The organism is Rhodococcus sp. D-6, from assembly GCF_040256695.1.
Taxonomy (GTDB): domain Bacteria; phylum Actinomycetota; class Actinomycetes; order Mycobacteriales; family Mycobacteriaceae; genus Rhodococcus; species Rhodococcus pyridinivorans.
On sequence record NZ_CP132970.1, the window covers coordinates 5,017,681 to 5,038,724 of the forward strand.

Annotated in this window: 20 protein-coding genes; 12 read left to right on the top strand and 8 right to left on the bottom strand. The window is 67.1% G+C overall.

Features of this window, described 5'->3' with window-relative positions; translation table 11 throughout:
- Window positions 1–18: 18 nt before the first annotated feature.
- From RBB84_RS23630 to RBB84_RS23660, 7 genes are all read left to right on the top strand, one after another.
- The gene (locus RBB84_RS23630; RefSeq protein ID WP_064256760.1) at window positions 19–1,038 is read left to right on the top strand and encodes a bifunctional MaoC family dehydratase N-terminal/OB-fold nucleic acid binding domain-containing protein; all 1,020 of its coding nucleotides are present in this window, start codon (window positions 19–21) and stop codon (window positions 1,036–1,038) included.
- Window positions 1,035–1,439, top strand: coding sequence for a MaoC family dehydratase (locus RBB84_RS23635; RefSeq protein ID WP_064256761.1), 405 nt, complete (start codon window positions 1,035–1,037; stop codon window positions 1,437–1,439). Before RBB84_RS23630 ends, RBB84_RS23635 begins: the two co-directional genes overlap by 4 nt.
- Window positions 1,436–2,605 carry a lipid-transfer protein gene (locus RBB84_RS23640; protein ID WP_064256762.1) on the top strand — a complete coding sequence of 390 codons (1,170 nt, stop codon included), beginning with the start codon at window positions 1,436–1,438 and terminating at the stop codon, window positions 2,603–2,605. The genes RBB84_RS23635 and RBB84_RS23640 overlap by 4 nt, the downstream gene beginning before the upstream one ends.
- 79 nt (window positions 2,606–2,684) lie before the next feature.
- Window positions 2,685–4,091 carry a DUF2252 domain-containing protein gene (locus RBB84_RS23645; RefSeq protein ID WP_064256763.1) on the top strand — a complete coding sequence of 469 codons (1,407 nt, stop codon included), beginning with the start codon at window positions 2,685–2,687 and terminating at the stop codon, window positions 4,089–4,091.
- 115 nt (window positions 4,092–4,206) lie between these two features.
- Complete coding sequence (locus RBB84_RS23650; protein WP_197481867.1) at window positions 4,207–5,043, top strand: mycofactocin-coupled SDR family oxidoreductase; 837 nt, start codon at window positions 4,207–4,209, stop codon at window positions 5,041–5,043.
- 94 nt (window positions 5,044–5,137) lie between these two features.
- Window positions 5,138–6,115: a daunorubicin resistance protein DrrA family ABC transporter ATP-binding protein gene (locus RBB84_RS23655; RefSeq protein WP_033096913.1), complete on the top strand. Its 978-nt coding sequence runs from the start codon at window positions 5,138–5,140 to the stop codon at window positions 6,113–6,115.
- Between the two features lie 11 nt (window positions 6,116–6,126).
- The gene (locus RBB84_RS23660; RefSeq protein WP_170318477.1) at window positions 6,127–6,915 is read left to right on the top strand and encodes an ABC transporter permease; all 789 of its coding nucleotides are present in this window, start codon (window positions 6,127–6,129) and stop codon (window positions 6,913–6,915) included.
- 27 nt (window positions 6,916–6,942) lie between these two features.
- Here RBB84_RS23660 and RBB84_RS23665 read toward each other — a convergent pair whose 3' ends face one another.
- The 7 genes from RBB84_RS23665 to RBB84_RS23695 all read right to left on the bottom strand — a co-directional run bounded on the left by RBB84_RS23665 (window position 6,943) and on the right by RBB84_RS23695 (window position 14,813).
- Complete coding sequence (locus tag RBB84_RS23665) at window positions 6,943–7,557, bottom strand: NAD(P)H-dependent oxidoreductase (RefSeq protein ID WP_019290163.1); 615 nt, start codon at window positions 7,555–7,557, stop codon at window positions 6,943–6,945.
- Window positions 7,558–7,607: 50 nt separating this feature from the next.
- Window positions 7,608–8,666: an alpha/beta fold hydrolase gene (locus tag RBB84_RS23670; RefSeq protein ID WP_231912057.1), complete on the bottom strand. Its 1,059-nt coding sequence runs from the start codon at window positions 8,664–8,666 to the stop codon at window positions 7,608–7,610.
- 61 nt (window positions 8,667–8,727) lie between these two features.
- A complete protein-coding gene (locus RBB84_RS23675; RefSeq protein ID WP_064061663.1) occupies window positions 8,728–10,473 on the bottom strand; it encodes a cholesterol oxidase substrate-binding domain-containing protein in 1,746 nt (581 codons plus the stop codon).
- Between the two features lie 34 nt (window positions 10,474–10,507).
- The gene (locus tag RBB84_RS23680; protein WP_064256765.1) at window positions 10,508–11,368 is read right to left on the bottom strand and encodes a MaoC/PaaZ C-terminal domain-containing protein; all 861 of its coding nucleotides are present in this window, start codon (window positions 11,366–11,368) and stop codon (window positions 10,508–10,510) included.
- Between the two features lie 40 nt (window positions 11,369–11,408).
- On the bottom strand, window positions 11,409–13,121 hold the full coding sequence (gene kstD / locus RBB84_RS23685) for a 3-oxosteroid 1-dehydrogenase (protein WP_006550453.1): 1,713 nt from the start codon (window positions 13,119–13,121) through the stop codon (window positions 11,409–11,411).
- 178 nt (window positions 13,122–13,299) lie between these two features.
- Window positions 13,300–13,662, bottom strand: coding sequence for a hypothetical protein (locus RBB84_RS23690; RefSeq protein ID WP_033096911.1), 363 nt, complete (start codon window positions 13,660–13,662; stop codon window positions 13,300–13,302).
- Window positions 13,663–13,664: 2 nt separating this feature from the next.
- Window positions 13,665–14,813, bottom strand: coding sequence for a Rieske 2Fe-2S domain-containing protein (locus RBB84_RS23695; protein ID WP_006550451.1), 1,149 nt, complete (start codon window positions 14,811–14,813; stop codon window positions 13,665–13,667).
- Window positions 14,814–15,004: 191 nt separating this feature from the next.
- On the opposite strand from RBB84_RS23695, the gene hsaA reads away from it, so the two are divergent.
- The 4 genes from hsaA to hsaB are packed head-to-tail and all read left to right on the top strand — an operon-like array spanning window position 15,005 to window position 18,551.
- Entirely contained in the window at window positions 15,005–16,180 is a 1,176-nt protein-coding gene (gene hsaA, locus RBB84_RS23700) for a 3-hydroxy-9,10-secoandrosta-1,3,5(10)-triene-9,17-dione monooxygenase oxygenase subunit (RefSeq protein ID WP_006550450.1), read from the top strand.
- A gap of 8 nt (window positions 16,181–16,188) precedes the next feature.
- A complete protein-coding gene (hsaD, locus tag RBB84_RS23705) occupies window positions 16,189–17,064 on the top strand; it encodes a 4,5:9,10-diseco-3-hydroxy-5,9,17-trioxoandrosta-1(10),2-diene-4-oate hydrolase (protein WP_006550449.1) in 876 nt (291 codons plus the stop codon).
- Window positions 17,065–17,964: an iron-dependent extradiol dioxygenase HsaC gene (gene hsaC / locus RBB84_RS23710; RefSeq protein WP_019290158.1), complete on the top strand. Its 900-nt coding sequence runs from the start codon at window positions 17,065–17,067 to the stop codon at window positions 17,962–17,964.
- Window positions 17,964–18,551 (top strand): 3-hydroxy-9,10-secoandrosta-1,3,5(10)-triene-9,17-dione monooxygenase reductase subunit, encoded by a 588-nt coding sequence (gene hsaB, locus RBB84_RS23715; RefSeq protein ID WP_064256766.1) that lies wholly within the window; start codon window positions 17,964–17,966, stop codon window positions 18,549–18,551. Before hsaC ends, hsaB begins: the two co-directional genes overlap by 1 nt.
- A 90-nt stretch (window positions 18,552–18,641) precedes the next feature.
- On the opposite strand, the gene RBB84_RS23720 is transcribed toward hsaB, so the two are convergent.
- Window positions 18,642–19,616 carry a PRC-barrel domain-containing protein gene (locus RBB84_RS23720; protein WP_156666117.1) on the bottom strand — a complete coding sequence of 325 codons (975 nt, stop codon included), beginning with the start codon at window positions 19,614–19,616 and terminating at the stop codon, window positions 18,642–18,644.
- Between the two features lie 181 nt (window positions 19,617–19,797).
- On the opposite strand from RBB84_RS23720, the gene RBB84_RS23725 reads away from it, so the two are divergent.
- Window positions 19,798–21,039 carry an aminotransferase class III-fold pyridoxal phosphate-dependent enzyme gene (locus RBB84_RS23725; RefSeq protein ID WP_064256767.1) on the top strand — a complete coding sequence of 414 codons (1,242 nt, stop codon included), beginning with the start codon at window positions 19,798–19,800 and terminating at the stop codon, window positions 21,037–21,039.
- The last annotated feature ends 5 nt before the right edge of the window (window positions 21,040–21,044 follow it).

The window sequence follows — 21,044 nt, forward strand, 5'->3', positions numbered from 1 at the left end:
TCGGTGACACAAGGTTCGGTGACACGAGATGCTCGGGGGAGGATCCCCGAGGAGATCCGGCAGGCGGCCGAGAAGGTCCGCGGCGACGGCCCGTCCGCGCCGCGACCCGGCCGCGATCCCGTGAACATGCCGATGATCCGCAACTGGCTCGAGGCGATCGGCGACGACAACCCGATCTACACCGACGAGACCGCGGCGATCGCAGCCGGTCACGGTGGTCTCGTGGCCCCGCCCGCGATGGCGCAGGTGTGGACGATGCGCGGCCTCGGCGCCGAACGCGAGAAGGACGACCCGCTCGGCCGGATGACGCAGATCCTCGACGACGCCGGCTACACCTCGGTGGTCGCCACCAACTGCGACCAGATCTACCACCGCTACCTGCGCCACGGCGAGCAGGTGACGATCGAATCCACCCTCGAGGACGTCGTCGGCCCGAAGCGGACCGGGCTCGGAGAGGGATGGTTCTTCACCACCCGCAACCTGTGGAAGGTCGGCGACGAGGTCGTCGCCGAGATGCTCTTCCGCATCCTGAAGTTCGCACCGCCGTCGAAGGACGAGCGCGCGGAGACGTCGGAAGACCGGCCCACATCCGCGGTACCCGACGATCTCGACCCCATGCGGATGCTCCGCCCGTCCGTCTCCCGCGACACGCAATTCTTCTGGGACGGCGTGGCCACCCACGAACTGCGCATCCAGCGACGCCCCGACGGCACCCTGCAGCACCCACCCGTCCCGGCGCTCTGGCTCGACAAGTCGGAAACCACCGACTACGTCGTATCCTCCGGTCGCGGAACGGTGTTCAGCTTCGTCGTCCACCACGCGCCCAAGGTGCCGGGGCGGCAGGTGCCCTTCGTCGTCGCGCTCGTCGAACTCGACGAGGGTGTCCGGATGCTCGGTGAACTCCGCGACGTCGACCCTGGACAGGTACGCATCGGGATGTCGGTCGAGGTCACCTTCCTCGATTTCCCCGGCGACGACGAGACCGGCGGGCAGCCGTGGACGCTGTACGCCTGGAAGCCGATCGAGGAGGACGTGTGAGCACCCCGACCGTCACGACGGGCGAGAGCCTGCCCTCCCTCGAGATCCACGCCGATCCCACCTTCATCGTGTCGACGGCCCTGGCCACACGCGACTTCCAGGACGTGCACCACGACCGCGACAAGGCACAGCAGCGCGGATCGAAGGACATCTTCGTCAACATCCTCACCGACACCGGCCTCGTGCAGCGCTACGTCACCGACTGGGCCGGCCCCCGCGCGGTGGTGAAGTCGATCTCGCTGAGACTGGGTGTGCCCTGGTACGCCTACGACACCCTGACCCTCTCGGGCACCGTCGCGTCCGTCGAGGACGGACTGGTCACCGTCGACATCACCGGCACCAACAGTCTGGGCAAACACATCACGGCCACAGCCACTTTCGTGATCGGAGGCACCGCATGAGCGGCCTGTCGGGTGCAGCGGCGATCGTCGGCATCGGCGCGACCGACTTCTCGAAGGACTCCGGCCGCAGCGAACTCCGCCTCGCGGCCGAAGCGGTGTGCGCCGCCCTCGACGACGCGGGACTGACCCCGGCCGACGTCGACGGTCTGGTCTCGTTCACGATGGACACCAACACCGAAGTGGCCGTGGCCCGTTCGGTGGGCATTCCGCACCTGAAGTTCTTCTCCCGCATCCACTACGGCGGCGGTGCGGCGTGCGCGACGGTGCAGCAGGCGGCGATGGCCGTCGCGACCGGCGTGGCCGACGTGGTGGTCGCGTACCGGGCGTTCAACGAGCGGTCCGGCGCGCGGTACGGGCAGGTCAACACTGCCCTTGCCGCACAGGTGAATTCGTCGGGAACCGACAACGCGTTCTCCTACCCGCACGGGCTGAGTACACCGGCCTCGTTCGTCGCGATGGTCGCGCAACGCTACATGCACGTCTCCGGTGCGACGAGCGCCGACTTCGGCGCCGTGGCGGTCGCGGATCGGGCGCACGCCGCCACGAATCCGAAGGCGTTCTTCCACGGCAAGCCGATCACGCTCGAGGACCACCAGAACTCGCGGTGGATCGCCGAGCCGCTGCACCTGCTCGACTGCTGCCAGGAATCGGACGGCGGCGTCGCGATCGTCGTCACCAGCGCCGAGCGGGCGAAGGACCTGAAGCAGACCCCGGCGATGATCGCGGCCGCGGCGCAGGGGAGCGGACCCGATCAGTACATCATGACCAGCTACTACCGGGACGGGCTCACAGGCCTGCCGGAGATGGGCATCGTCGGCGACCAGTTGTGGGAGCAGGCGGGCATCGGGCCGCAGGACATCGCCACGGCCGTGCTCTACGACCACTTCACCCCGTACGTGCTCATGCAGCTCGAAGAACTCGGTTTCTGCGGCCGCGGTGAGGCCAAGGACTTCGTCGCCGACGGCATCCAGGTGGGCGGACGGCTACCGATCAACACGCACGGCGGTCAGCTGGGCGAGGCCTACATCCACGGCATGAACGGCATCGCGGAGGGCGTACGGCAGATCCGCGGCACGGCCGTCAACCAGGTCGACGACGTCGACCACGTCCTGGTCACGGCAGGAACAGGAGTTCCGACCTCAGGGCTGGTGCTGTCGCGGTCCTGACGCCGTTTCCCTCCCAGGGGACCGCAGGCCTGCCTACTATGAAGGCCCACACTCCGGTGATATCCCCGTGGGAGGACCCATGTCGGTCACGGACGGACATGTCGTGCATCCGACTCGCGAACAGCGGGTCCAGAACGGTCTCGCCGCTCGGAGGGGCACTCCCGTCGAGTCGCTGGCCGATCTCGGGGAGTCGTCCCGGGATCCGATCGCGTTGCTCGAGAGTCAGGCGCAGTCGCGCGTCCCCCAGCTCGTTCCGGTCCGGTACGGCCGCATGGCGACGTCGGCGTTCGCGTTCTTCCGCGGTGCTGCACTGGTGATGGCCGACGATCTGTCGCGCACATCCGACAGTGGTCTGCACACACAGCTGTGCGGCGACGCCCACGCGAGCAATTTCGGCCTGTTCGCGACTCCGGAACGGAGAACGGCCTTCGACGTCAACGACTTCGACGAAACCTATCCGGGGCCGTTCGAATGGGACGTCAAGCGCCTGGTCGCAAGCCTCGAGATCGCCGGTCGCGACAACGGGTTCACCGCGAAGGAACGCCGGAAGATCACCCGGGCATGTGCCGCAGAGTACCGCGAGACGATCTGTAGGCAAGCGCAACTCGGAAATCTGGCCGTGCGGTACTCCCACCTCGATCCCACGACCGAGATAGCGGAGTTGGGCGGCCTGCTGGATGCGAAGATGGGAAAACGCACGCGGAAAGCGCTCGACAAGGCCTCGCGCCGCGACAGCCTCCAGGCACTGGAGAAGCTGACCACCATCATCGACGGTCACCGCCGGATCATCAGCGATCCGCCGCTCATCGTGCCCGTCGAAGAGGTCTTCGCCGACCTCGACGCCGAGGCGATCTACGACGAGTTGTACGGCCGTGTCCGTTCGTACCGGGCGACACTACAGTGGGACCGCCGAGTCCTCCTCGAACAGTTCGAACTGGTCCAGGCCGCGCGGAAGGTCGTCGGAGTGGGCAGTGTCGGCACGCGGGCGTGGATCCTCCTGCTGCGCGGTGCGGACGACGACGATCCGTTGTTCCTGCAGGCGAAGGAGGCCCAGCGTTCGGTGCTGTCGTACTACGTCGACGGTCCGACCTTCCGGAACGAGGGCGAACGGGTCGTCAACGGTCAGCGGCTGATGCAGTCGGCGAGCGACATCTTCCTCGGCTGGCAGCAGGGCGCCGGGGCCGACGGGGTGAACCGGGATTTCTATATCCGTCAGCTCCGCGACGGCAAGGGTTCGGCGGTGATCGAGGAGATGGTGCCCAAGGGCCTGAAGCTCTACGGCCGACTCTGCGGCCGAGTCCTCGCCTTCGCCCATGCGCGGGCCGGCGACCGGATCGCACTGGCGGCCTATCTCGGCACGGACGAGGAGTTCGACGAGGCGGTCTCGTCGTTCGCGGTGGCCTACGCGGACCGCAACGAACGCGACCTGCAGGCGCTGCACGACGCCATCGAACAGGGACGGGTGAAGGCCCGGACCGGGCTCTGATCCCCGTCTGATTCGTGCCTGCTCCCCGGGCATGTCCGCTGTCCGGGAATCACCCATCCGTCCTTTCGCTCGGCGCGGTACAAGGGAGGCGATCACGTGCCGACGGAAGGACGTCATGATGGGTTTCGAGGGCAGGGTCGCATTCGTGACGGGAGCGGCGCGGGGCCAAGGACGCTCGCACGCCGTCGCATTCGCCGAGGCAGGCGCCGACGTGGTCGTCTGCGACCGGTGTTCCGACTCACCGGTGGTGGGATATCCGCTGGCGACCGAGGAGGACCTCGCGGAGACGGTGCAACTCGTCGAGGCGACCGGTCGCCGCGCCGTCTCTGCGACACTCGACACCGCCGACCGTCCGGCGATGGACGCGCTGGTGGCTCGTGCCCACGCCGAACTCGGGCGGATCGACATCGCGGTCGCCAATGCCGGGGTGTCGGTCGCGGCACCGGTGTACCGCATGCCGCAGGAGATGTGGGACGAAGCGATCGCGTCCAATCTCACCGGGGTGTTCAACACCGTCGCCGCGGTCACGCCGGGGATGATCGAACGCGGCTACGGTCGTATCGTCACGGTGTCGTCGATGCTCGGCCGAGCGGGCAACACCAACATGGCCGCGTATGCGGCGTCGAAGTGGGGCGTGATCGGCCTGACGAAGAGCGCGGCCCTGGACCTCGCGCAGAACGGCATCACCGTCAACGCCGTCGCCCCGGGCAACATCTCCACGCCGATGATCCACAACGACGCGCTCTACGGGATGCTGCGGCCCGACCTCGAACATCCGACCGCCGACGATGTCGCTCCGGTGTTCACCTCCCTGCACGCACAACCGGTGCCGTGGCTCGACCCGGCCGAGGTCACCCGTGCGGTTCTGTTCTTCGCCGACGAGGCGTCCGCACACATCTCCGGCACCGTGCTGCCGATCGACGCCGGCAACGCCGCCCGGGTGACGGGCTGAACGATCCTCCCGGCGGAGCGATGAGAAAACCCGTCGAACGGTGTCGGTCTCTTCGTGCACACTGTGCTCACCACCACAGTCAGGGGAGAAACTGATGGCCGACGCCATAGTTGCAGAAGGACTGATCAAGACATACGGGCAGCTCAGAGCGCTCGACGGGGTAGATCTGCGAGTGCCGGAGGGGACGGTCACCGCGCTGCTCGGGCCCAATGGGGCCGGAAAGACCACCACGGTGCGGGTGTTGACGACACTGCTCGTCCCCGATGCCGGTCGCGCCGAAGTGGCGGGATACGACGTCCTCACCGAGGCGCGAAAGCTCCGCTCCAGGATCGGAGCATCGGGGCAGTACGCGGCGGTCGACGAATATCTCACAGGCTTCGAGAACCTCGAGATGGTCGGCCGGCTGTACCACCTCGGCGCCAAACGCAGTCGCCTCCGGGCACGCGAGTTGCTCGAACAGTTCGATCTCGAAGAAGCGGGCGATCGCCCGGTCAAGGGTTATTCGGGCGGTATGCGACGCCGCCTCGACCTCGCCGGTGCGCTCGTCGCCGATCCTCCGGTGCTGTTCCTCGACGAACCCACGACGGGTCTCGATCCGCGGGCCCGCCTCGGGTTGTGGGACGTCATCGACACCCTCGTGCAACGCGGCACGACGCTGCTGCTGACGACGCAGTACATGGACGAGGCCGAACGCCTCGCCGACGACATCGTCGTGATCGATCGGGGCACGGTCATCGCCCGCGGCACGGCCGACGAGCTCAAGAGCCGCGTCGGTGGCGAACGCATCGAACTCGCCGTGACCGACACCGATCAGCGCGACCGCGCGGTTCGCGAGCTCGAATCGGTGGCGTCCGGGGAGGTCAGGGTCGAGCGCAGTACCGGCCGCATCACCGTGCCGGTCAGCGGCGACTCGGGCGGCGGAACCGACGGGCTCGTGATGGCGCTCGGGAAGCTGTCGGCCGCGGGCATCCGGGTCTCCGACGTCGCACTGCGGAAACCGACCCTCGACGACGTGTTCCTCACGCTCACCGGTCGCGGCACGGACGAGAAGGTCGAGGAGGCGGTGTCGTGAACACACTCGAGATGGTCGCATCCGACGGCCTGACCATTGCCAAGCGCAACATGATCAAGATCAAGCGTGTGCCGGATCTGCTGGTCTTCACGACGCTGTCGCCGATCATGTTCGTGCTGCTCTTCGCATACGTCTTCGGCAGCGCGATCGACGTTCCCGGCGTCTCGTACCGGGAGTTCCTCATCGCAGGCATCTTCACCCAGACGGTCATCTTCGGATCCACCTGGACGGGCCTCGGGATGGTCGAAGACCTGCAGAAGGGCATCATCGACCGGTTCCGGTCGCTGCCGATGGCCCCGTCCGCGGTGCTCATCGGACGCACCAGCACCGACGTGCTGATCAATGTGCTCAGCCTCGTGGTGATGTCGTTGACCGGTCTTCTCGTGGGGTGGCGGATCAACACCTCGGTCGGTGAGGCGCTCGCCGGCTACCTGTTGCTGTTGTTGTTCGCCTACGCCCTGTCGTGGGTGATGGCCGTGATCGGCATGTGGATCCGCACACCGGAGGTCTTCAACAACGCGAGTTTCATGGTGATCTTCCCGCTGTCGTTCATCGCCAACACGTTCGTCGACCCGTCGTCGATGCCGACGGTGCTGCGCGTCATCGCCGAGTGGAATCCCATCTCGGCGGTCACGCAGGCGGTCCGCGAACTGTTCGGCAACACCAATCCCATGGTGCCGCCGCCCGACGTGTGGCCCCTGCAGAATCCGGTCCTCGCGTCGCTGATGTGGACAGCGTTGATGCTGATCGTGTTCGTGCCGTTCGCGATCCGCAGGTACCAGAAGGCCGTCAGCCGCTGACGGTCGGCGTCCGGCCGGCGGGTGGGCTCATCCCGGGTAGGGCGCGTACTGGCGCTGACGCAACAGTGTCGCCAGGTGCACGGCGTTGCGGGCGACGGATTCGGTGGTCGAGCGCACCGCTTCGGGGATCTCGTCGAGATCCTTGAAGTCGGTGCCCGACATCGCCTCGCCGTTCCAGTAGGTCGAGCCCTGCGCGGGGATCGAGAAACCGATGTCGTTGAGACTCTGGAACAGGTCGGCGACGATCTTGTGCGCGCCGTCCTCGTTGCCGACGACTGCGGCGATCCCGACCTTGCCCACCATGCGTGGACGGTTCTCGTCGTCGGTGTTCGACAGTTCGGCATCGAGCCGCTCGAGGACACGTTGGGCGACGCTCGACATGTGTCCCACCCAGGTCGGTGTGGCGACGAGCAGGATGTCGGCCGAGACGATGCGCTCGACGATCTCCGGCCACTGATCCCCGTCGCCCATGTCGGCTTCGACACCGGGCTTGACGTCGAAGTCGACGACTCGGACGGTTTCGACGCTGACGTCGTGCTTCGACAGTGCGTCGAACACGTGCGCCACCATCTTGTCGGTGCTGGACTCGGCGGGGGACGGCTTGAGCGTGCAGTTCAGGGCCACGGCGTGCAGTGCTGTCATGTGCCCGGGATACCCGAGTTACACCACGACAATCACCTACAACACGACAGTCAGCGACCGCGTGCGGCCGCCCAGCCGTCGATCGCCGCCGAGAACTCGAACGAGGTGGGCAGCAGCGCCACCTGGTCGGCCGGGCCGGGCTGCAACGGGCCGAGCTCCTCGAGGCTGTGGTTCGCGGTGGTGAAGTGCTCGAACTGCAGGTCGGTGTGGGCGAGGGCGTTTCGCAGCGGCTCGACCTGCGCGCAGTTGATGTTCAGGTCCTTGTCGGAACAGGTGAGCAGCACCGGGGTGTCGGCCGCCAGCTCCGCGGCGAGCTCAACCGGGTCGAGCTGGTCGGACTCGAAGAGGAACTTCGCGTTCGCGGGGTTCATGCCGAACTGCGCGAGGATCGGGTGCAGATCGGTGGGGAAGGCCCCGGTCGTCCGCAGCGACTCGACGGCACGCGGCAGGTCGGCCCGGACCGCCTCGCCGTCGGGGCCGAGCTGTCCGGAATCCACCACGGCATTCAGCTGGGCGGTCAGCAGGTCCAGGTAGCGCATCGGCAGCGGAGCGAGAAGTGCGAAGCCGCTTCCGATACCGCGATCGGCGAGTGCGAGCGCGGTCAGTGCACCCTCGCTGTGTCCGAGGACGAGGATCTCCTCGGGGGAGACTCCGGTGTGTTCAGCGAGCAGACGCACCGCGGCTTCGGCGTGGTCGACCTGCTCGGTGAAGCCGTACTCGCCGATGGTCTCGACCGTGTAGGACCCGAGGCCCGTCTCACCGGCCCCGATCTTGTCGAAGCGCAGGCTCGCGATGCCGTGGGCGGCGAGTGCGTCCGCGGTGCGCACCAGGGTGTCGGCCGCCCAGCCGGGCTGGTTGCCGTTGCGATCGGTGGTGCCGCTGCCCGGGAGCAGCAGTGCGGCGGCCACCGCGGCTCCGTCCGGGTTGCGGAGGCTGCCGTGGAAGGTGGTGCCGTCGGCCTCGAAGGTCACCGGGGCGTCGGTGCCGTTCGACACGGCGACCGAACCCGTGTCGGGAAGGGCCACCGCGGTTCCCGCGAGTGTCACACCTCCCGCGAGAACCAGCACGGGCACAGCAGCAGCACCGATCCACCTTCGCACGTTCCGCATGGTGCGAACCCTAGCAAAGGACTGCGCTGTGCCCGTGGTGAGCGAGGACGCCCGTGGGAGATCAGGGGAGTAGGGTGTCGATGAAGGTGTTGCTGAAGACCCGATGCGGATCGAGACGGTTGTAGACCGCGCGAGCCGAATCCCAGTTCTCGTCCGAGGGAACACCTTCCCGGTAGGTGTCGGGCAGGCCCTGCGTCAGGATCTGCTCGTCGGTGTACGGCAGGTCGGGACCGAACGCCCAGCCCTTCGACCATTCCGGCCGGAAGGTCGAGTCGCTTCCGTTGTACCGCTGCCGCATCCACTGCTCCATCTCCCGGTAGAAGGCGAACATGCCGGGAGTTCCCGGGACACCGAGAACGTTGAGCCAGATGGCGGTGTCCCATTCCGGGTGGTCGGGACGCGGGCGGGTCGACGCGATCGTCGGCGGTCCCGCCGACGGGACGAGGACGTCCTCCGGCCGATCCAGTCCGCAGCACCGGATTTCGACCGGACCGTTGAGAGGGAACTGTCCCAGGCTGCGGTAGTGCTCGATGCGCTCGGAGAACCAGTGCGCGAAGTCGTGGATCACGTTGGCGATGTTGGTGCGGTTCGTGAGCACCGCACCGCCACCCTCGGTCAGTCGCAGGGTGGTCGCCTTGATGTAGAACTGCAGATCCTTCGACCAGCCCCAGATGTCGGACGATCCCGTCGCGGCGAGACCGGCCACGGTCACGCCGTAATAGGTCTGACCGAAAGCCGGTGCGATCGAAGTGTTCCCGGCCGTGATGTGCCCCAGCAGGTCGGTGATCGGTTCGGGCACGTTGTCGGAGAACGGGTAGTTGTACGGCCCGGTGACCTCCCGCGAGGTGGCCGGCTTCTCCGGTGCGAGCGACCACACCTTCATCCACGGACGTTCCGTGAACGGATACCAGATCGCCTCGGCCCGCCCCGCCGAATCGACGAACGACTCGAAGGTCCGACCCGGCGAACCGGCGGGGGAGAACAGTTCCTGCCAGGTGATGTCGGTGAAGGACTGGCAGCGCATGCGATAGTTCGGTCCGGCCTGCAACGTGACGGACGTGATGAACGTCCGGCCGAGATGCGTGAGCAGCGGGGTGATCTCGGGATCGGCGCGGGTGAAGGTACGCAGTGCGTAGGCGCTGCCGTCCCACACGACGGCGGTCAGTTCGGTCACGAGATTGCTCAGCGACCCGAAGGTGTGACCGGGGAGGGTGGATTCACCGTTGGCGGGCAGGGCGGCGCCGTGCGCGTTGACGGCGAGCGCCCCGGCGATCGACAACACGCCGGGCGCAGGAAGATTCGCGAGTCCGAGACCGTGGTCCTGCAATGCAGTGGTGATGACGTCGAGCGTCGCGCCGGGACCTGCCGTGACGGTCGCGGGGGAGCCTCCGGGGTTCACCTGGACCCAGTCGAGATGGAGCATGGTGTCGGCGAGGATCACCCGGTCGACGGGTGCGCCGTTGACGATCGTCAGCGGTGTCCAGCCGTGCATGGCCCCGCGCGGACGGATGGTGTATCCGTTCTCGTGCGCCCAGTTCACCAGGCGCACCACGTCGTCGGGGGTGCGAGGCGCGCAGGTCCAGATGGCGTCCAGCATGATCTCCTTGGACCAGTTCTGGTACGCCTGCTGGTAGAGATCGATGCCGTCGGGGAACACCGGGGGAGTGGGGAGCGTCGAGGCCGCGGACCCGGAGGGGACGGCATGTACCGGGGTCCATCCACCGAGGGCGGAGACCGCCAACGCACCGGCGCCGGCCGCGAGGAAACCGCGCCGCGACAGGCGCGGCGACGAATCACGAAGTGTCATGTTCGAATGTCGCTCTTTCGGGAGGGCGTGGCGATCACGCCACGGTGAGTACCACGTCGGCCAGGGCAGGGGCGAGATCGCGTTCGATGACGGAGACGGTCACGAGTTTGCGGTCGCCGTCGTTCCACACGCGCACCCGGAGGGTCTCGCCGGGGAAGACCACACCGGCGAACCGGGCGCGGAATCCCTTCACGCGCGATGCGTCGGCGTCGAGCAGACCGTCGGTCACCGCCTTGCACACGATGCCGTAGGTGCACAGCCCGTGCAGAATCGGTGCCGGGAAGCCCGCCGCGGATGCGAACTCGGGATCGGAGTGGAGGGGATTGCGGTCGCCGCACAGGCGGTAGAGCAGCGCCTGCTGTGGAAGGGTCGGCACGTCGAACTCGGCGTCCGGTTCACGATCGGGATACTCCACCGACTCCGACGGGCCGCGCTCGCCGCCGAAACCACCCTCACCGCGGGCGAAGATCGACGACCGCGCGGTCCACAGGGGATTGCCGTCGAGATCCTCGGTCACCGATTCCTGCACGACGACCGCGGCCTTGCCCTTGTCCCACACCTCGGCGATGCGGGTGACCGTGCGGCCCTTGCCCGAAGCGGGGATGGGCGCGTGCACGGTCACCTCCTGGCTGCCGTGGACGACCTTGGCGAGATCGATCTCGATCCCGGGGAACGAGACCTTCAGCGGCTCGACCTGGTGGAAGGTCGCGGCGACGGTCGCGAAGGTGGGGAGTACCTGGGGACCCCTGTCCCGGAGGTAACGCAGTTCACCCGCGTCGGTGGGATGGGACCCGGCACCGATGCCGAGGTTGTAGAGCTGGACATCGGTGCTGCTCCACTCGAACTCCTGAGCGGGCAGTTCGGCTCCGACGGCAACCGAGGGATCGATGGGCACGGGTACTTCCTTTCTACGGCTCGAACGCGAGTCGATCGGGTCACACGGTGTCGGCGGATTCTCGCAGCTCTTCGGCACGTTCGTCACGCGTGCGGTCCAGGATGTCCAGGGCCGCGAGATAGCCGAAGGTCATCGCCGGTCCGATGGTGGCGCCGGGCCCGGCGTAGGTGTGACCCATGACCGGGGAGCTGGCGTTACCGGTCGCGTACAGGCCGTCGATCACGCTGCCGTCCTCGCGCACCACCCGGCCATGGACATCGGTGACGAGCCCGCCCTTGGTGCCGAGATCGCCGGGGACCACCTTGAACGCGTAGAACGGGGCCTTGTCGACCACGCCGAGGCTCGGATTCGGCTTGTTGCGCGGATCCCCGTAGTAGTGGTCGTAGTGGGATTCGCCGCGGCCGAAGTCCTCGTCCTTGCCGGCCCGGGCGAAGCCGTTGAACCGCTGCACCGTCTCGGTGAGGGCGTCGGCCGGTACCCCGATCTTCTCGGCGAGTTCGGCGACGGAACCGGCCTTGACGAGCACCCCGGCCTCGAGCCACCGGCGGGGGAAGGGAGTGCGGGGGGTGATGCCGGCGAAGGTGTAGCGGTCGCGGTAGCGCTGATCGAGGATCAGCCAGCTGGGGATGTTCTCGCCCGGTCCCTCGCCGCGGCCGTGCTTGCCGCCGTACATCGCATGCGTCGCTTCGACGTAGGGCGCCGACTCGTTGACGAAACGCTTGCCTGCGGCGTTGACCATGAGGCACCCGGGGAGGCTGCGTTCCGACAGTGCGAACCACGGGCCGCCGGTGAGAGTGAAGGACGGTCCCCACCAGGCATCGTCCATGAAATCGACTGCGGCGCCCAGCTTCTGTCCGGCGCGGATGCCGTCTCCGGTGTTCGCCTTCGCGCCCACGGTCCACTCGGTGCCGATCGGCTGACGCTGGTACTGCGCCCGCATCTCGGCGTTGTGCTCGAAACCGCCGCTTGCGAGGATCACGCCCTTGCGGGCACGGATGACGCACTTCTCGCCGTTCGCGACCACCTCGACGCCGCGCACGACCCCGTCCTCGACGACGAGGTCGGTGAGCGCCGTCTCCAGTAGCAGGGGCACACCGGCGTCGCGCAGACCGATCCGCAGCCCGGCCATGAGCGCTTGGCCTCGGACGAGCAGGTGCTTCTTGGTGATGTTCGCCCAGACGAACCGAGCGCCGACCCGCATGGCGCGAACCGGTCCGCGCGGATTCCGCATGAGCAGGTTCAGCCACTTGTAGTCGGCCTGGGTGATGACGAAGTTCTTGGGAGCTCGGGCGTAGTCGGGTTCGAGGAGAGCGAGATCCTCGCCGAGACGGCGGCCGTCGAAGGGCGTCGGTTCGACCGAACGGCCACTGGGACGTCCGCCCGGCGCCTCGGGGTAGTAGTCGGAATAGCCCGGTACCCATTGCAGTTCGAGGGCGCTGTTCTTCAGGACGAAGGAGAGCATCTCCGGTCCGCGATCGATGTAGGTGTCGATCTTCTCGGCAGGTACGCCGTCGCCGATGATGCTGTGGAGGTACTTCCGGGCTTCTTCGGGGGTGTCGTCCACCCCGGCGGACTTCAGCGCCTCGTTGTTGGGAATCCACACACCGCCGCCCGATCGGGCGCTCGACCCGCCGTAGCGCGACGCCTTCTCGATCAGGACCACGTCGGCGCCCTTGCGGGCTGCGGTGATGGCGGCGGTCATTCCGCCGGCACCGCTGCCGACGACAACGATGTCGTACTCCTGCTTCGTCATGTAGAACACGTTATAGAAATGGCGGTGCCGAGTCCATCCCCGAATGCGAAGAGTCCTGGACGTGAAGCGAAGACGCGGTGACGCCGACACTGGAACGCGATATCGCCGGCCGACGACGAGCAACGGCACCGTCCGATAGGGACGGTGCCGTCGCGGGGTCGATCGGGGTCGGAATCGGTCAGGTGGGTGATCCGTCCGGTACGGGAAGGGTGCCGTCGAGCACGGCCCGGTCGATGCTCTCCCGGAGCCGCGGACACCCTTCGCGCGGTGTGATGGACGAGCCTCGGAGCGAGGCGGTCTCGCGGAAGGTCGGGCACACGGTGTCCGGATCCTCCTGCCACTGCACGCTCGTGTGCGACAGGCTGTTCTTGCGCACCAGCACGCAGGTGCCGCACTCGCGGCACTGCACCTCGTGCTGACCCGAATCCAGATAGTTGATCTTGTCGATCGCGGTCTGGGCGGCGACGGCCTCGGCCCGCTCGGGCCACTGGGAGAAGTCCGGGGACTTCGCCCATCTGCTCCGCCGGGTCGAGGCACTCATCGTCACACCTCCGCTTCCTGCTTGCCCTGTTCTTCCTCGCGCTTCTTACGCTCGAGATTCTCGGCGACCTCCTTCTCCCAGGCCTCGTTGGCCTTGGCGGTGTCGACCTCGAACTCGAAGCGGCCCGTCATCTTCTCCGTCACGTCGGCGACGTCGACGTAGAACTGCTCGTACCAGCGGCGGAGCTGGTAGACCGGACCGTCCTCATCGCACAGCAGGGGATTGTCGATCTTTGTCTTGTTCTTCCAGATCTCGACGTCCTGCAGGAAGCCCTCGCCGACACCCTCGGTGAGCTTGGCGGCCAGCACGTCGGACTGCTCGGGTGACATGCCCTGCGGCTTCTTGACGATGATGCCGTACTGCAGCATGAACGAATCGTGCGTGATCGGGTAGTGGCAGTTGATCAGCACGGATTCGGTCTGGTACCCACCGTAGTTGTTCTTCAGCGGATTGATCATGTAGGAGGGGCCGTAATAGGCCGCGTACGACTCGAGCGTCGACTCCAGCCCGTACTGCGTCGCCATACCCTTGTCCGGCCGGCCGCGGGTGTTGAGGTACTGCTCCGCGATGTGCCCCTCGAAGACGTTCTTGAAGAACGTGGGGAAGGCGTAGTGGATGTAGAAGAAGTGCGCCATGTCGACGACGTTGTCGATGATCTCGCGACAGTTGGAACCTTCGATCCGGATCTGGTTCCAGGTCCAGTCCGTCCACTCGTCCGAGCCGTACTGCTCGATCTCGGGGATGGTGACCTCCGGAGGCGGGGTGTTGCCCTCGGGGTCGTTCCACACGAACAGCTGGCCGTGCTTCTCCATCGTGATCCACGAACGGGTGCGGGCCAGCGGGGGAACACGCTTGGCGTACGGGATGTCCGTGCACTTGCCGTTGCCGCCCCAGCGCCAGTCGTGGAACGGGCACGCAACCGAATCGCCCTTGATCTCGCCCTGTGACAGGTCGCCGCCCATGTGGCGGCAGTACGCGTCGAGCACCTTCGCGTCGCCGTTGCTGTCGGCCCACACCACGAGTTTCGTGCCGAAGGCCTCGACGGCGTGAGGCTTGCCGTCCTTGAACGTGCGACTGAGGCCGAGGCAGTGCCAGCCTCGCGCGAAACGCGTCCGGACCTCTCCGACGTCGATCTCGCGAATCTGTGCCATGTCCGCTCACTTCCCTCCGGAAATCTCTTCTAGAACACGTTATAGAATTCGCGTCCCGAGGGGAAGGGTTCGGGGACTTTGGTCCCGCCATAGAGATTGTCTACCTGCGGGTGCGGCGCGTCTCGACACGAATAAGAACATGTTCTAGTCTCGGTACAAGCGATCAATTCCTGAACAGACGGGAGCGTCCAGTGGGTGACCACGACAGCCACGAGGTACTGCAGCGGATCGACGCTCTGCTGCCCACGCTGCGAGAACGTGCGCAGGAGGCCGAGAATCTGCGCCGGGTGCCCGACGACTCGATCAAGGAACTCCAGGAGGCCGGCTTCTTCAAACTTCTGCAACCGGCCCAGTGGGGTGGATACGAGGCCGATCCCGTCACCTTCTTCACCGCGGTGCGCAACATCGCGAGCGCGTGCGGCTCGACCGGATGGGTCTCCGGCATCATCGGCGTCCACAACTGGCACCTCGCACTCTTCGACCAGCAGGCCCAGGAAGAGGTCTGGGGCGACGACACCGACGTCCGCATCTCCTCGTCCTACGCGCCCATGGGTGCCGGTGAGGTCGTCGACGGCGGATACAAGGTCAACGGTGCGTGGGCCTGGTCGTCCGGATGCGACCACGCGAGCTGGGTCGTCGTCGGTGGCCCGGTCATCAAGGACGGCCGCCCCGTCGACTTCGGCAGCTTCCTGATCCCTCGTTCCGAGTACGAGATCGACGACGTGTGGCACGTGGTCGGCCTGCGCGGCACCGGATCCAACACGATCAAGGTCAAGGACGTCTTCGTCCCGCGCCACCGCTTCCTCAGCTTCAAGGCCATGAACGACCTCGCCTCGCCCGGGCTCGAGCGCAACACCGCACCCGTCTACAAGATGCCGTGGGGCACCATCCATCCCACGACCATCTCGACGCCCATCGTCGGCATGGCCTACGGCGCGTACGAGGCCCACGTCGAACACCAGGGCAAGCGGGTCCGTGCGGCGTACGCCGGCGAGAAGGCCAAGGACGATCCGTTCGCCAAGGTGCGCATCGCCGAGGCCTCGAGCGACATCGACGCGGCCTGGCGTCAGCTGTCGGGCAACGTCGCCGACGAGTACGCCCACCTCCTCGCCGGCGAGGAGGTTCCGATGGAACTGCGGCTGCGGGCGCGTCGCGACCAGGTCCGCGCGACCGGCCGTGCAATCACGTCGATCGACCGTCTCTTCGAGAACTCGGGTGCCACCGCACTCGCGGACGGCACACCCATCCAGCGTTTCTGGCGCGACGCGCACGCCGGTCGTGTGCACGCCGCCAACGACGCCGAACGCGCCTACGTGATGTTCGGTGCCGCCGAGTTCGGTCTGCCGATCACCGACACGATGGTCTAGGGGTGGATGTGACCGCAATCGACGAGATCACCTACGAGTCGACCTCCCGTTTCGCGCAGGTCCGCGACGACCTTCGCCTGCACTACCACGAGGCCGGCGTCGGCAACGACACCACGATCGTCCTGCTCCACGGCGGTGGCCCGGGCGCGTCGTCGTGGTCGAACTTCGCCAGGAACATTCCGGTGCTGGCACAACGGTTCCACGTGCTCGCCGTCGACCAGCCCGGCTACGGCAGGTCCGACAAGCCGACCGAGCATCCGCAGTACTTCGTGCACAGCGCGTCCGCGCTGAAGGACCTGCTCGACACGCTCGGGATCACCGACCGCGTCCACCTCCTCGGCAACTCGCTCGGTGGTGGTGCCGCCGTGCGGTTCGCGCTCGACTACCCCGAACGCGCCGGACGGCTCGTCCTCATGGGGCCGGGTGGGCTGAGCGTCAACCTGTTCGCACCCGACCCCACCGAGGGCGTCAAGAATCTCGGCCGGTTCTCGTACGAGCCCACCCGCGAAAATCTCGAGGCGTTCCTGCGGATCATGGTGTTCGACCAGTCGCTGATCACCCCCGAGCTCGTCGAGGAGCGGTTCGCGTCGGCGAGCACCCCCGAGTCGCTCGCTGCGGCGAAGGCGATGGGGAAGTCGTTCTCCAGCGCCGAATTCGAGAAGGGGATGCTCTGGCGCGACGCCTACAAACTCCGTCAGCGGGTACTGCTGATCTGGGGTCGCGAGGACCGCGTCAACCCGCTCGACGGTGCACTCGTCGCGCTGAAGATGATCCCGCGTGCACAGTTGCACGTGTTCGGTGGATGCGGCCACTGGGCCCAGCTCGAGAAGTTCGACGAATTCAACCGCCTGACAGCGGATTTCCTCACGGACGGAGTCGAATAGATGAGTATCCGGTCGCTGGCATATCTCCGGATCGGCGCCACCGACGTCCCGGCCTGGCGCGAGTACGGACTCAAGGTCCTCGGCATGATCGAGGGCAAGGGCACCCACGCCGACGCGTTGTACCTGCGGATGGACGACTTCCCGGCCCGGCTCGTCATCGAGCCGCACGAATCCGACACGCTGCTCGTCTCGGGCTGGGAGACCGCGAACGCCGCCGATCTCCAGTCGGTTCGCGACAGTCTGTCCGCGGCAGGCGTCCCGTTCAAGGAGGGCACCGCCGAGCAACTCGCCGATCGTCGCGTCGACGAACTGATCGTCTTCCAGGATCCGTCGGGCAACACCCTCGAGGCGTTCCACGGTGCCGCCCTCGAACACCGCCGCGTCGTCAGCCCGTACGGGCACAAGTTCGTCACCGGCGAGCAGGGTCTCGGGCACGTGGTGCTCTCGACCCGCGACGACGAGGAATCGCTGCGCTTCTACCGCGACGTGCTCGGTTTCCGCCTGCGTGATTCGATGCGGATGCCTCCGCAGATGGTCGGCCGGCCCGCCGACGGAAAACCGGCCTGGCTGAGGTTCTTCGGATGCAATCCGCGCCATCACAGCCTCGCCTTCCTGCCCATGCCCACCCCGTCGGGTATCGTGCACCTGATGATCGAGGTGGAGAACTCCGACGACGTCGGTCTCGCCCTCGACCGCGCACTGCGGAAGAAGGTCAAGATGTCGGCGACGCTCGGTCGCCACGTCAACGACAAGATGCTGTCCTTCTACATGAAGACCCCCGGTGGATTCGACGTCGAATTCGGTTGCGAGGGGCTGCAGGTCGAGGACGACGACTGGATCGCCCGTGAATCCACGGCCGTGAGCCTGTGGGGCCACGACTTCTCGGTGGGAATGCAGTAATGACCGCGCCGGAGGCCGGAGAGAACGATGCGATCGACCCGCGGGCCTTCCGCACCGTGCTCGGGCAGTTCTGCACCGGCGTCACCGTCATCACCACCACCGAGGACGACGGAACGCCTGTGGGATTCGCGTGCCAGTCGTTCGCAGCGTTGTCGCTCGACCCGCCGCTGGTGTTGTTCTGCCCCACGAAGCAGTCGCGGTCGTGGGCGGCCATCGAACGAGCGGGCCGCTTCTGCGTCAACGTCCTTGCCGAGGAACAGCAGGAGACCTGCGCGCGGTTCGGTTCTCGCGAACCCGACAAGTTCGCCGGACTCGACTGGACGCCGTCCCCGTTGGGCTCACCCGTCCTGACGGGCTCGCTTGCGCACATCGATTGCACGGTCGAGACGGTGCACGACGGGGGAGACCACTGGGTGGTCTTCGGTCGCGTGTCGTCGCTGAGCGAGGTGCGCGACGAGAAGGAACGCCCGCTGCTCTTCTACCGCGGGCAGTACACCGGGATCGAACCGGAGAAGACGACGCCGGCGCCCTGGCGCGAAGACCTCGAAGCGTTCCTCACCTCCGTCACGGAGGACACCTGGTTGTAGATCGCAGGACCGTACCGCGCGACACGTGGTACCGCACGACGAAGCCGGGACGACCACATCGATTGTGGTCGTCCCGGCTTCGTGTGTGGATCAGGAACGGCCGGCGCCGGTCGCGTCGTCCGGTTCCTCCTCGTAGTACTCCGTGGTCACGACGCGGCGCACCAGGCGCGGCTTGCGCGGCCGGTCGGCGTCCTCGCCGCCTGCCGTGTCCGTCTTCGCATCGGCCGTGCTCGTGTCGGCCGACGGCGGCGGCGTGAAGTGCGCCGGCCCCGTCGGTCCCGGACCGACGATCTCCTGATCGCTGCCGCTGTCGCTGCCGGGAGCTGCGTGGCGGGCGGTGTCCGCCGCCGAGTCCGCGGTCCCGGACGGTGTGGACGAGTCCGCGGTCCCGGACGGTGTGGACGAGTCCGCGGTCCCGGACGGTGTGGACGGCGTCGACGCGGTATGCCCCGGCATCGAGTGCTCGAGCGATTCGTCCCGCTGGCCCTCGCTCGGCCGGTAGTTGCCGGCGATCTCCTCACGCGCGACGTCGGGCGGTGTCGGTGAGGGCCCGGTTCCCGCCGATGTGGTGGTGCCGTACGTCTCGCCGGTGTGCGGCGTCCCGGTGCCTCCCGGTCCGCCGGCCGCGCCACCGACGAGGCCACCACCGGCTGCGCTCCGCTCGCCGAGGCCGCTGCGGTCGTCGGTGAACCCGGCCCGATCGTCCGTGAATCCGCCCTGATCGCCGGTGGATCCACCCCCTGCAGGGGTGTCCCCGAACCGGCGGTAGTAGCGGTACAGCTCGTCCTCCTCGAGCGGGGTCAGCTCACCGTTCTCGTCGATGTTCGGGGCGCCGGTGATCGTGTCCTTGTCGAAGGGCAGGCGCACTCCGGTGCTGTCGAGCACGGCTTCGTCGATCGGGGCGAAGTGCCGGCGCGTTCCGAACAGACCCGTGACGACGGTGATCCAGGCGGGTCGGCCCGTGTCGTTGTCCAGGTAGACCTCTCCGACGCGTCCGAGCTTGTCACCGTCCGGCCCGTACGCGGTGGCGCGAGCGAGGGTGTCGATGTCGTCGTTGCTGATCATGATGTCCTCATCCGTGGGCGATGCGGCTTCCTGCTGTGCGGATGCCCTGCGGTGCGAGTGACGAAACGCTGCCGTTACACCGCTCGCCGTTGCGTCCGCCATCCTGGCGTGTTATCCATATTGTCAACAATCCGACAACCGGCACGAGGGTTCGCGCCCTCGGCTGTTCGGAGGGATCGTCATGACCCGTCTTTCACCCCGCCTGCTGCAGGCAACGCCCGTCACCGTCGACCACGCCGAGGGGTGCTACATCCACGGCACCGACGGACGTCGGTATCTCGACTTCACCGCCGGCATCGGCGTCACGAGTACCGGCCACTGTCACCCGCACGTCGTTGAGGCCGCCCGCCGGCAGATCGGCTCGCTGATCCACGGGCAGTACACGACCGTGATGCACCGGCCCCTGCTCGAACTCACCGAACGCCTGGGCACGGTGCTCCCCGAAGGACTCGACTCGCTGTTCTTCGCCAATTCGGGCAGCGAGGCAGTCGAGGCGGCGCTGCGTCTGGCCCGCCAGGCGACAGGGCGACCCGGAATCGTCGTCTTCCACGGCGGTTTCCACGGCCGTACCGTCGCCGCCGCCACGATGACCACCTCCGGAACCCGTTTCTCCGCAGGGTTCTCGCCGCTCATGGGCGGTGTACACGTCGCTCCCTTCCCCACGGCCTATCGCTACGGCTGGTCGGAGGAGGAAGCGACCGATTTCGCCCTGCAGGAACTGGACTACCTGTTCGCGACCCTCGTGGCGCCGGACGAGATCGCGGCCTTCGTCGTCGAACCGGTCCTGGGCGAGGGCGGTTACGTCCCCGGCAACACCAGGTTCTTCCAGGGACTGCGGCAGCGGGCCGACGAACACGGCATCCTGCTCGTCTTCGACGAGATCCAGACCGGATTCGGGCGGACCGGAAAGTTCTTCGGGCATCAGCACTTCGACGTGCGACCCGACATCATCACCATCGCCAAGGGCCTCGCGAGCGGTTTCCCGCTGTCGGGTATCGCCGCCTCCGAGGAACTCATGGAGCGCGCCCGTCCGGGATCGCAGGGCGGCACGTACGGAGCTAATGCGGTCTCCTGCGCGGCGGCCGTGGCCACTCTCGACGTGATCGAGAAGGAGGGGCTCGTCGACAACGCCGCCGCACGTGGACGTGAACTGCTCTCCGGTGCACGGGAGAACACGATCGACGCCATCGGCGACGTGCGCGGCCTCGGCCTCATGGTGGGCCTCGAGTTCACTACCGACGGAGTACCCGACCGGGAGCGGGCGTCCGCAGCGCAGCAGCTCGCCGCGCAGAAGGGGTTGCTGCTGTTGACCTGCGGTGCGCACATGAACGTGGTGCGCATGATCCCGCCGCTGATCGTCACCACCCGGCAGATCGAGGATGCGCTCGGGATCTGGTCCGAGGTCCTCGCCGAGGTCCGATAATCCGT

Bases quoted from the DNA above. Each gene is read 5' to 3' on its own strand.
- RBB84_RS23640 (WP_064256762.1), top strand. From the start codon at position 1,436: ATGAGCGGCCTGTCGGGTGCAGCGGCGATCGTCGGCATCGGCGCGACC.
- RBB84_RS23645 (WP_064256763.1), top strand. From the start codon at position 2,685: ATGTCGGTCACGGACGGACATGTCGTGCATCCGACTCGCGAACAGCGG.
- RBB84_RS23650 (WP_197481867.1), top strand. From the start codon at position 4,207: ATGATGGGTTTCGAGGGCAGGGTCGCATTCGTGACGGGAGCGGCGCGG.
- RBB84_RS23655 (WP_033096913.1), top strand. From the start codon at position 5,138: ATGGCCGACGCCATAGTTGCAGAAGGACTGATCAAGACATACGGGCAG.
- RBB84_RS23660 (WP_170318477.1), top strand. From the start codon at position 6,127: ATGGTCGCATCCGACGGCCTGACCATTGCCAAGCGCAACATGATCAAG.
- RBB84_RS23665 (WP_019290163.1), bottom strand. From the start codon at position 7,557: ATGACAGCACTGCACGCCGTGGCCCTGAACTGCACGCTCAAGCCGTCC.
- RBB84_RS23670 (WP_231912057.1), bottom strand. From the start codon at position 8,666: ATGCGGAACGTGCGAAGGTGGATCGGTGCTGCTGCTGTGCCCGTGCTG.
- RBB84_RS23675 (WP_064061663.1), bottom strand. From the start codon at position 10,473: ATGACACTTCGTGATTCGTCGCCGCGCCTGTCGCGGCGCGGTTTCCTC.
- kstD (WP_006550453.1), bottom strand. From the start codon at position 13,121: ATGACGAAGCAGGAGTACGACATCGTTGTCGTCGGCAGCGGTGCCGGC.
- RBB84_RS23690 (WP_033096911.1), bottom strand. From the start codon at position 13,662: ATGAGTGCCTCGACCCGGCGGAGCAGATGGGCGAAGTCCCCGGACTTC.
- RBB84_RS23695 (WP_006550451.1), bottom strand. From the start codon at position 14,813: ATGGCACAGATTCGCGAGATCGACGTCGGAGAGGTCCGGACGCGTTTC.
- hsaC (WP_019290158.1), top strand. From the start codon at position 17,065: ATGAGTATCCGGTCGCTGGCATATCTCCGGATCGGCGCCACCGACGTC.
- hsaB (WP_064256766.1), top strand. From the start codon at position 17,964: ATGACCGCGCCGGAGGCCGGAGAGAACGATGCGATCGACCCGCGGGCC.
- RBB84_RS23720 (WP_156666117.1), bottom strand. From the start codon at position 19,616: ATGATCAGCAACGACGACATCGACACCCTCGCTCGCGCCACCGCGTAC.
- RBB84_RS23725 (WP_064256767.1), top strand. From the start codon at position 19,798: ATGACCCGTCTTTCACCCCGCCTGCTGCAGGCAACGCCCGTCACCGTC.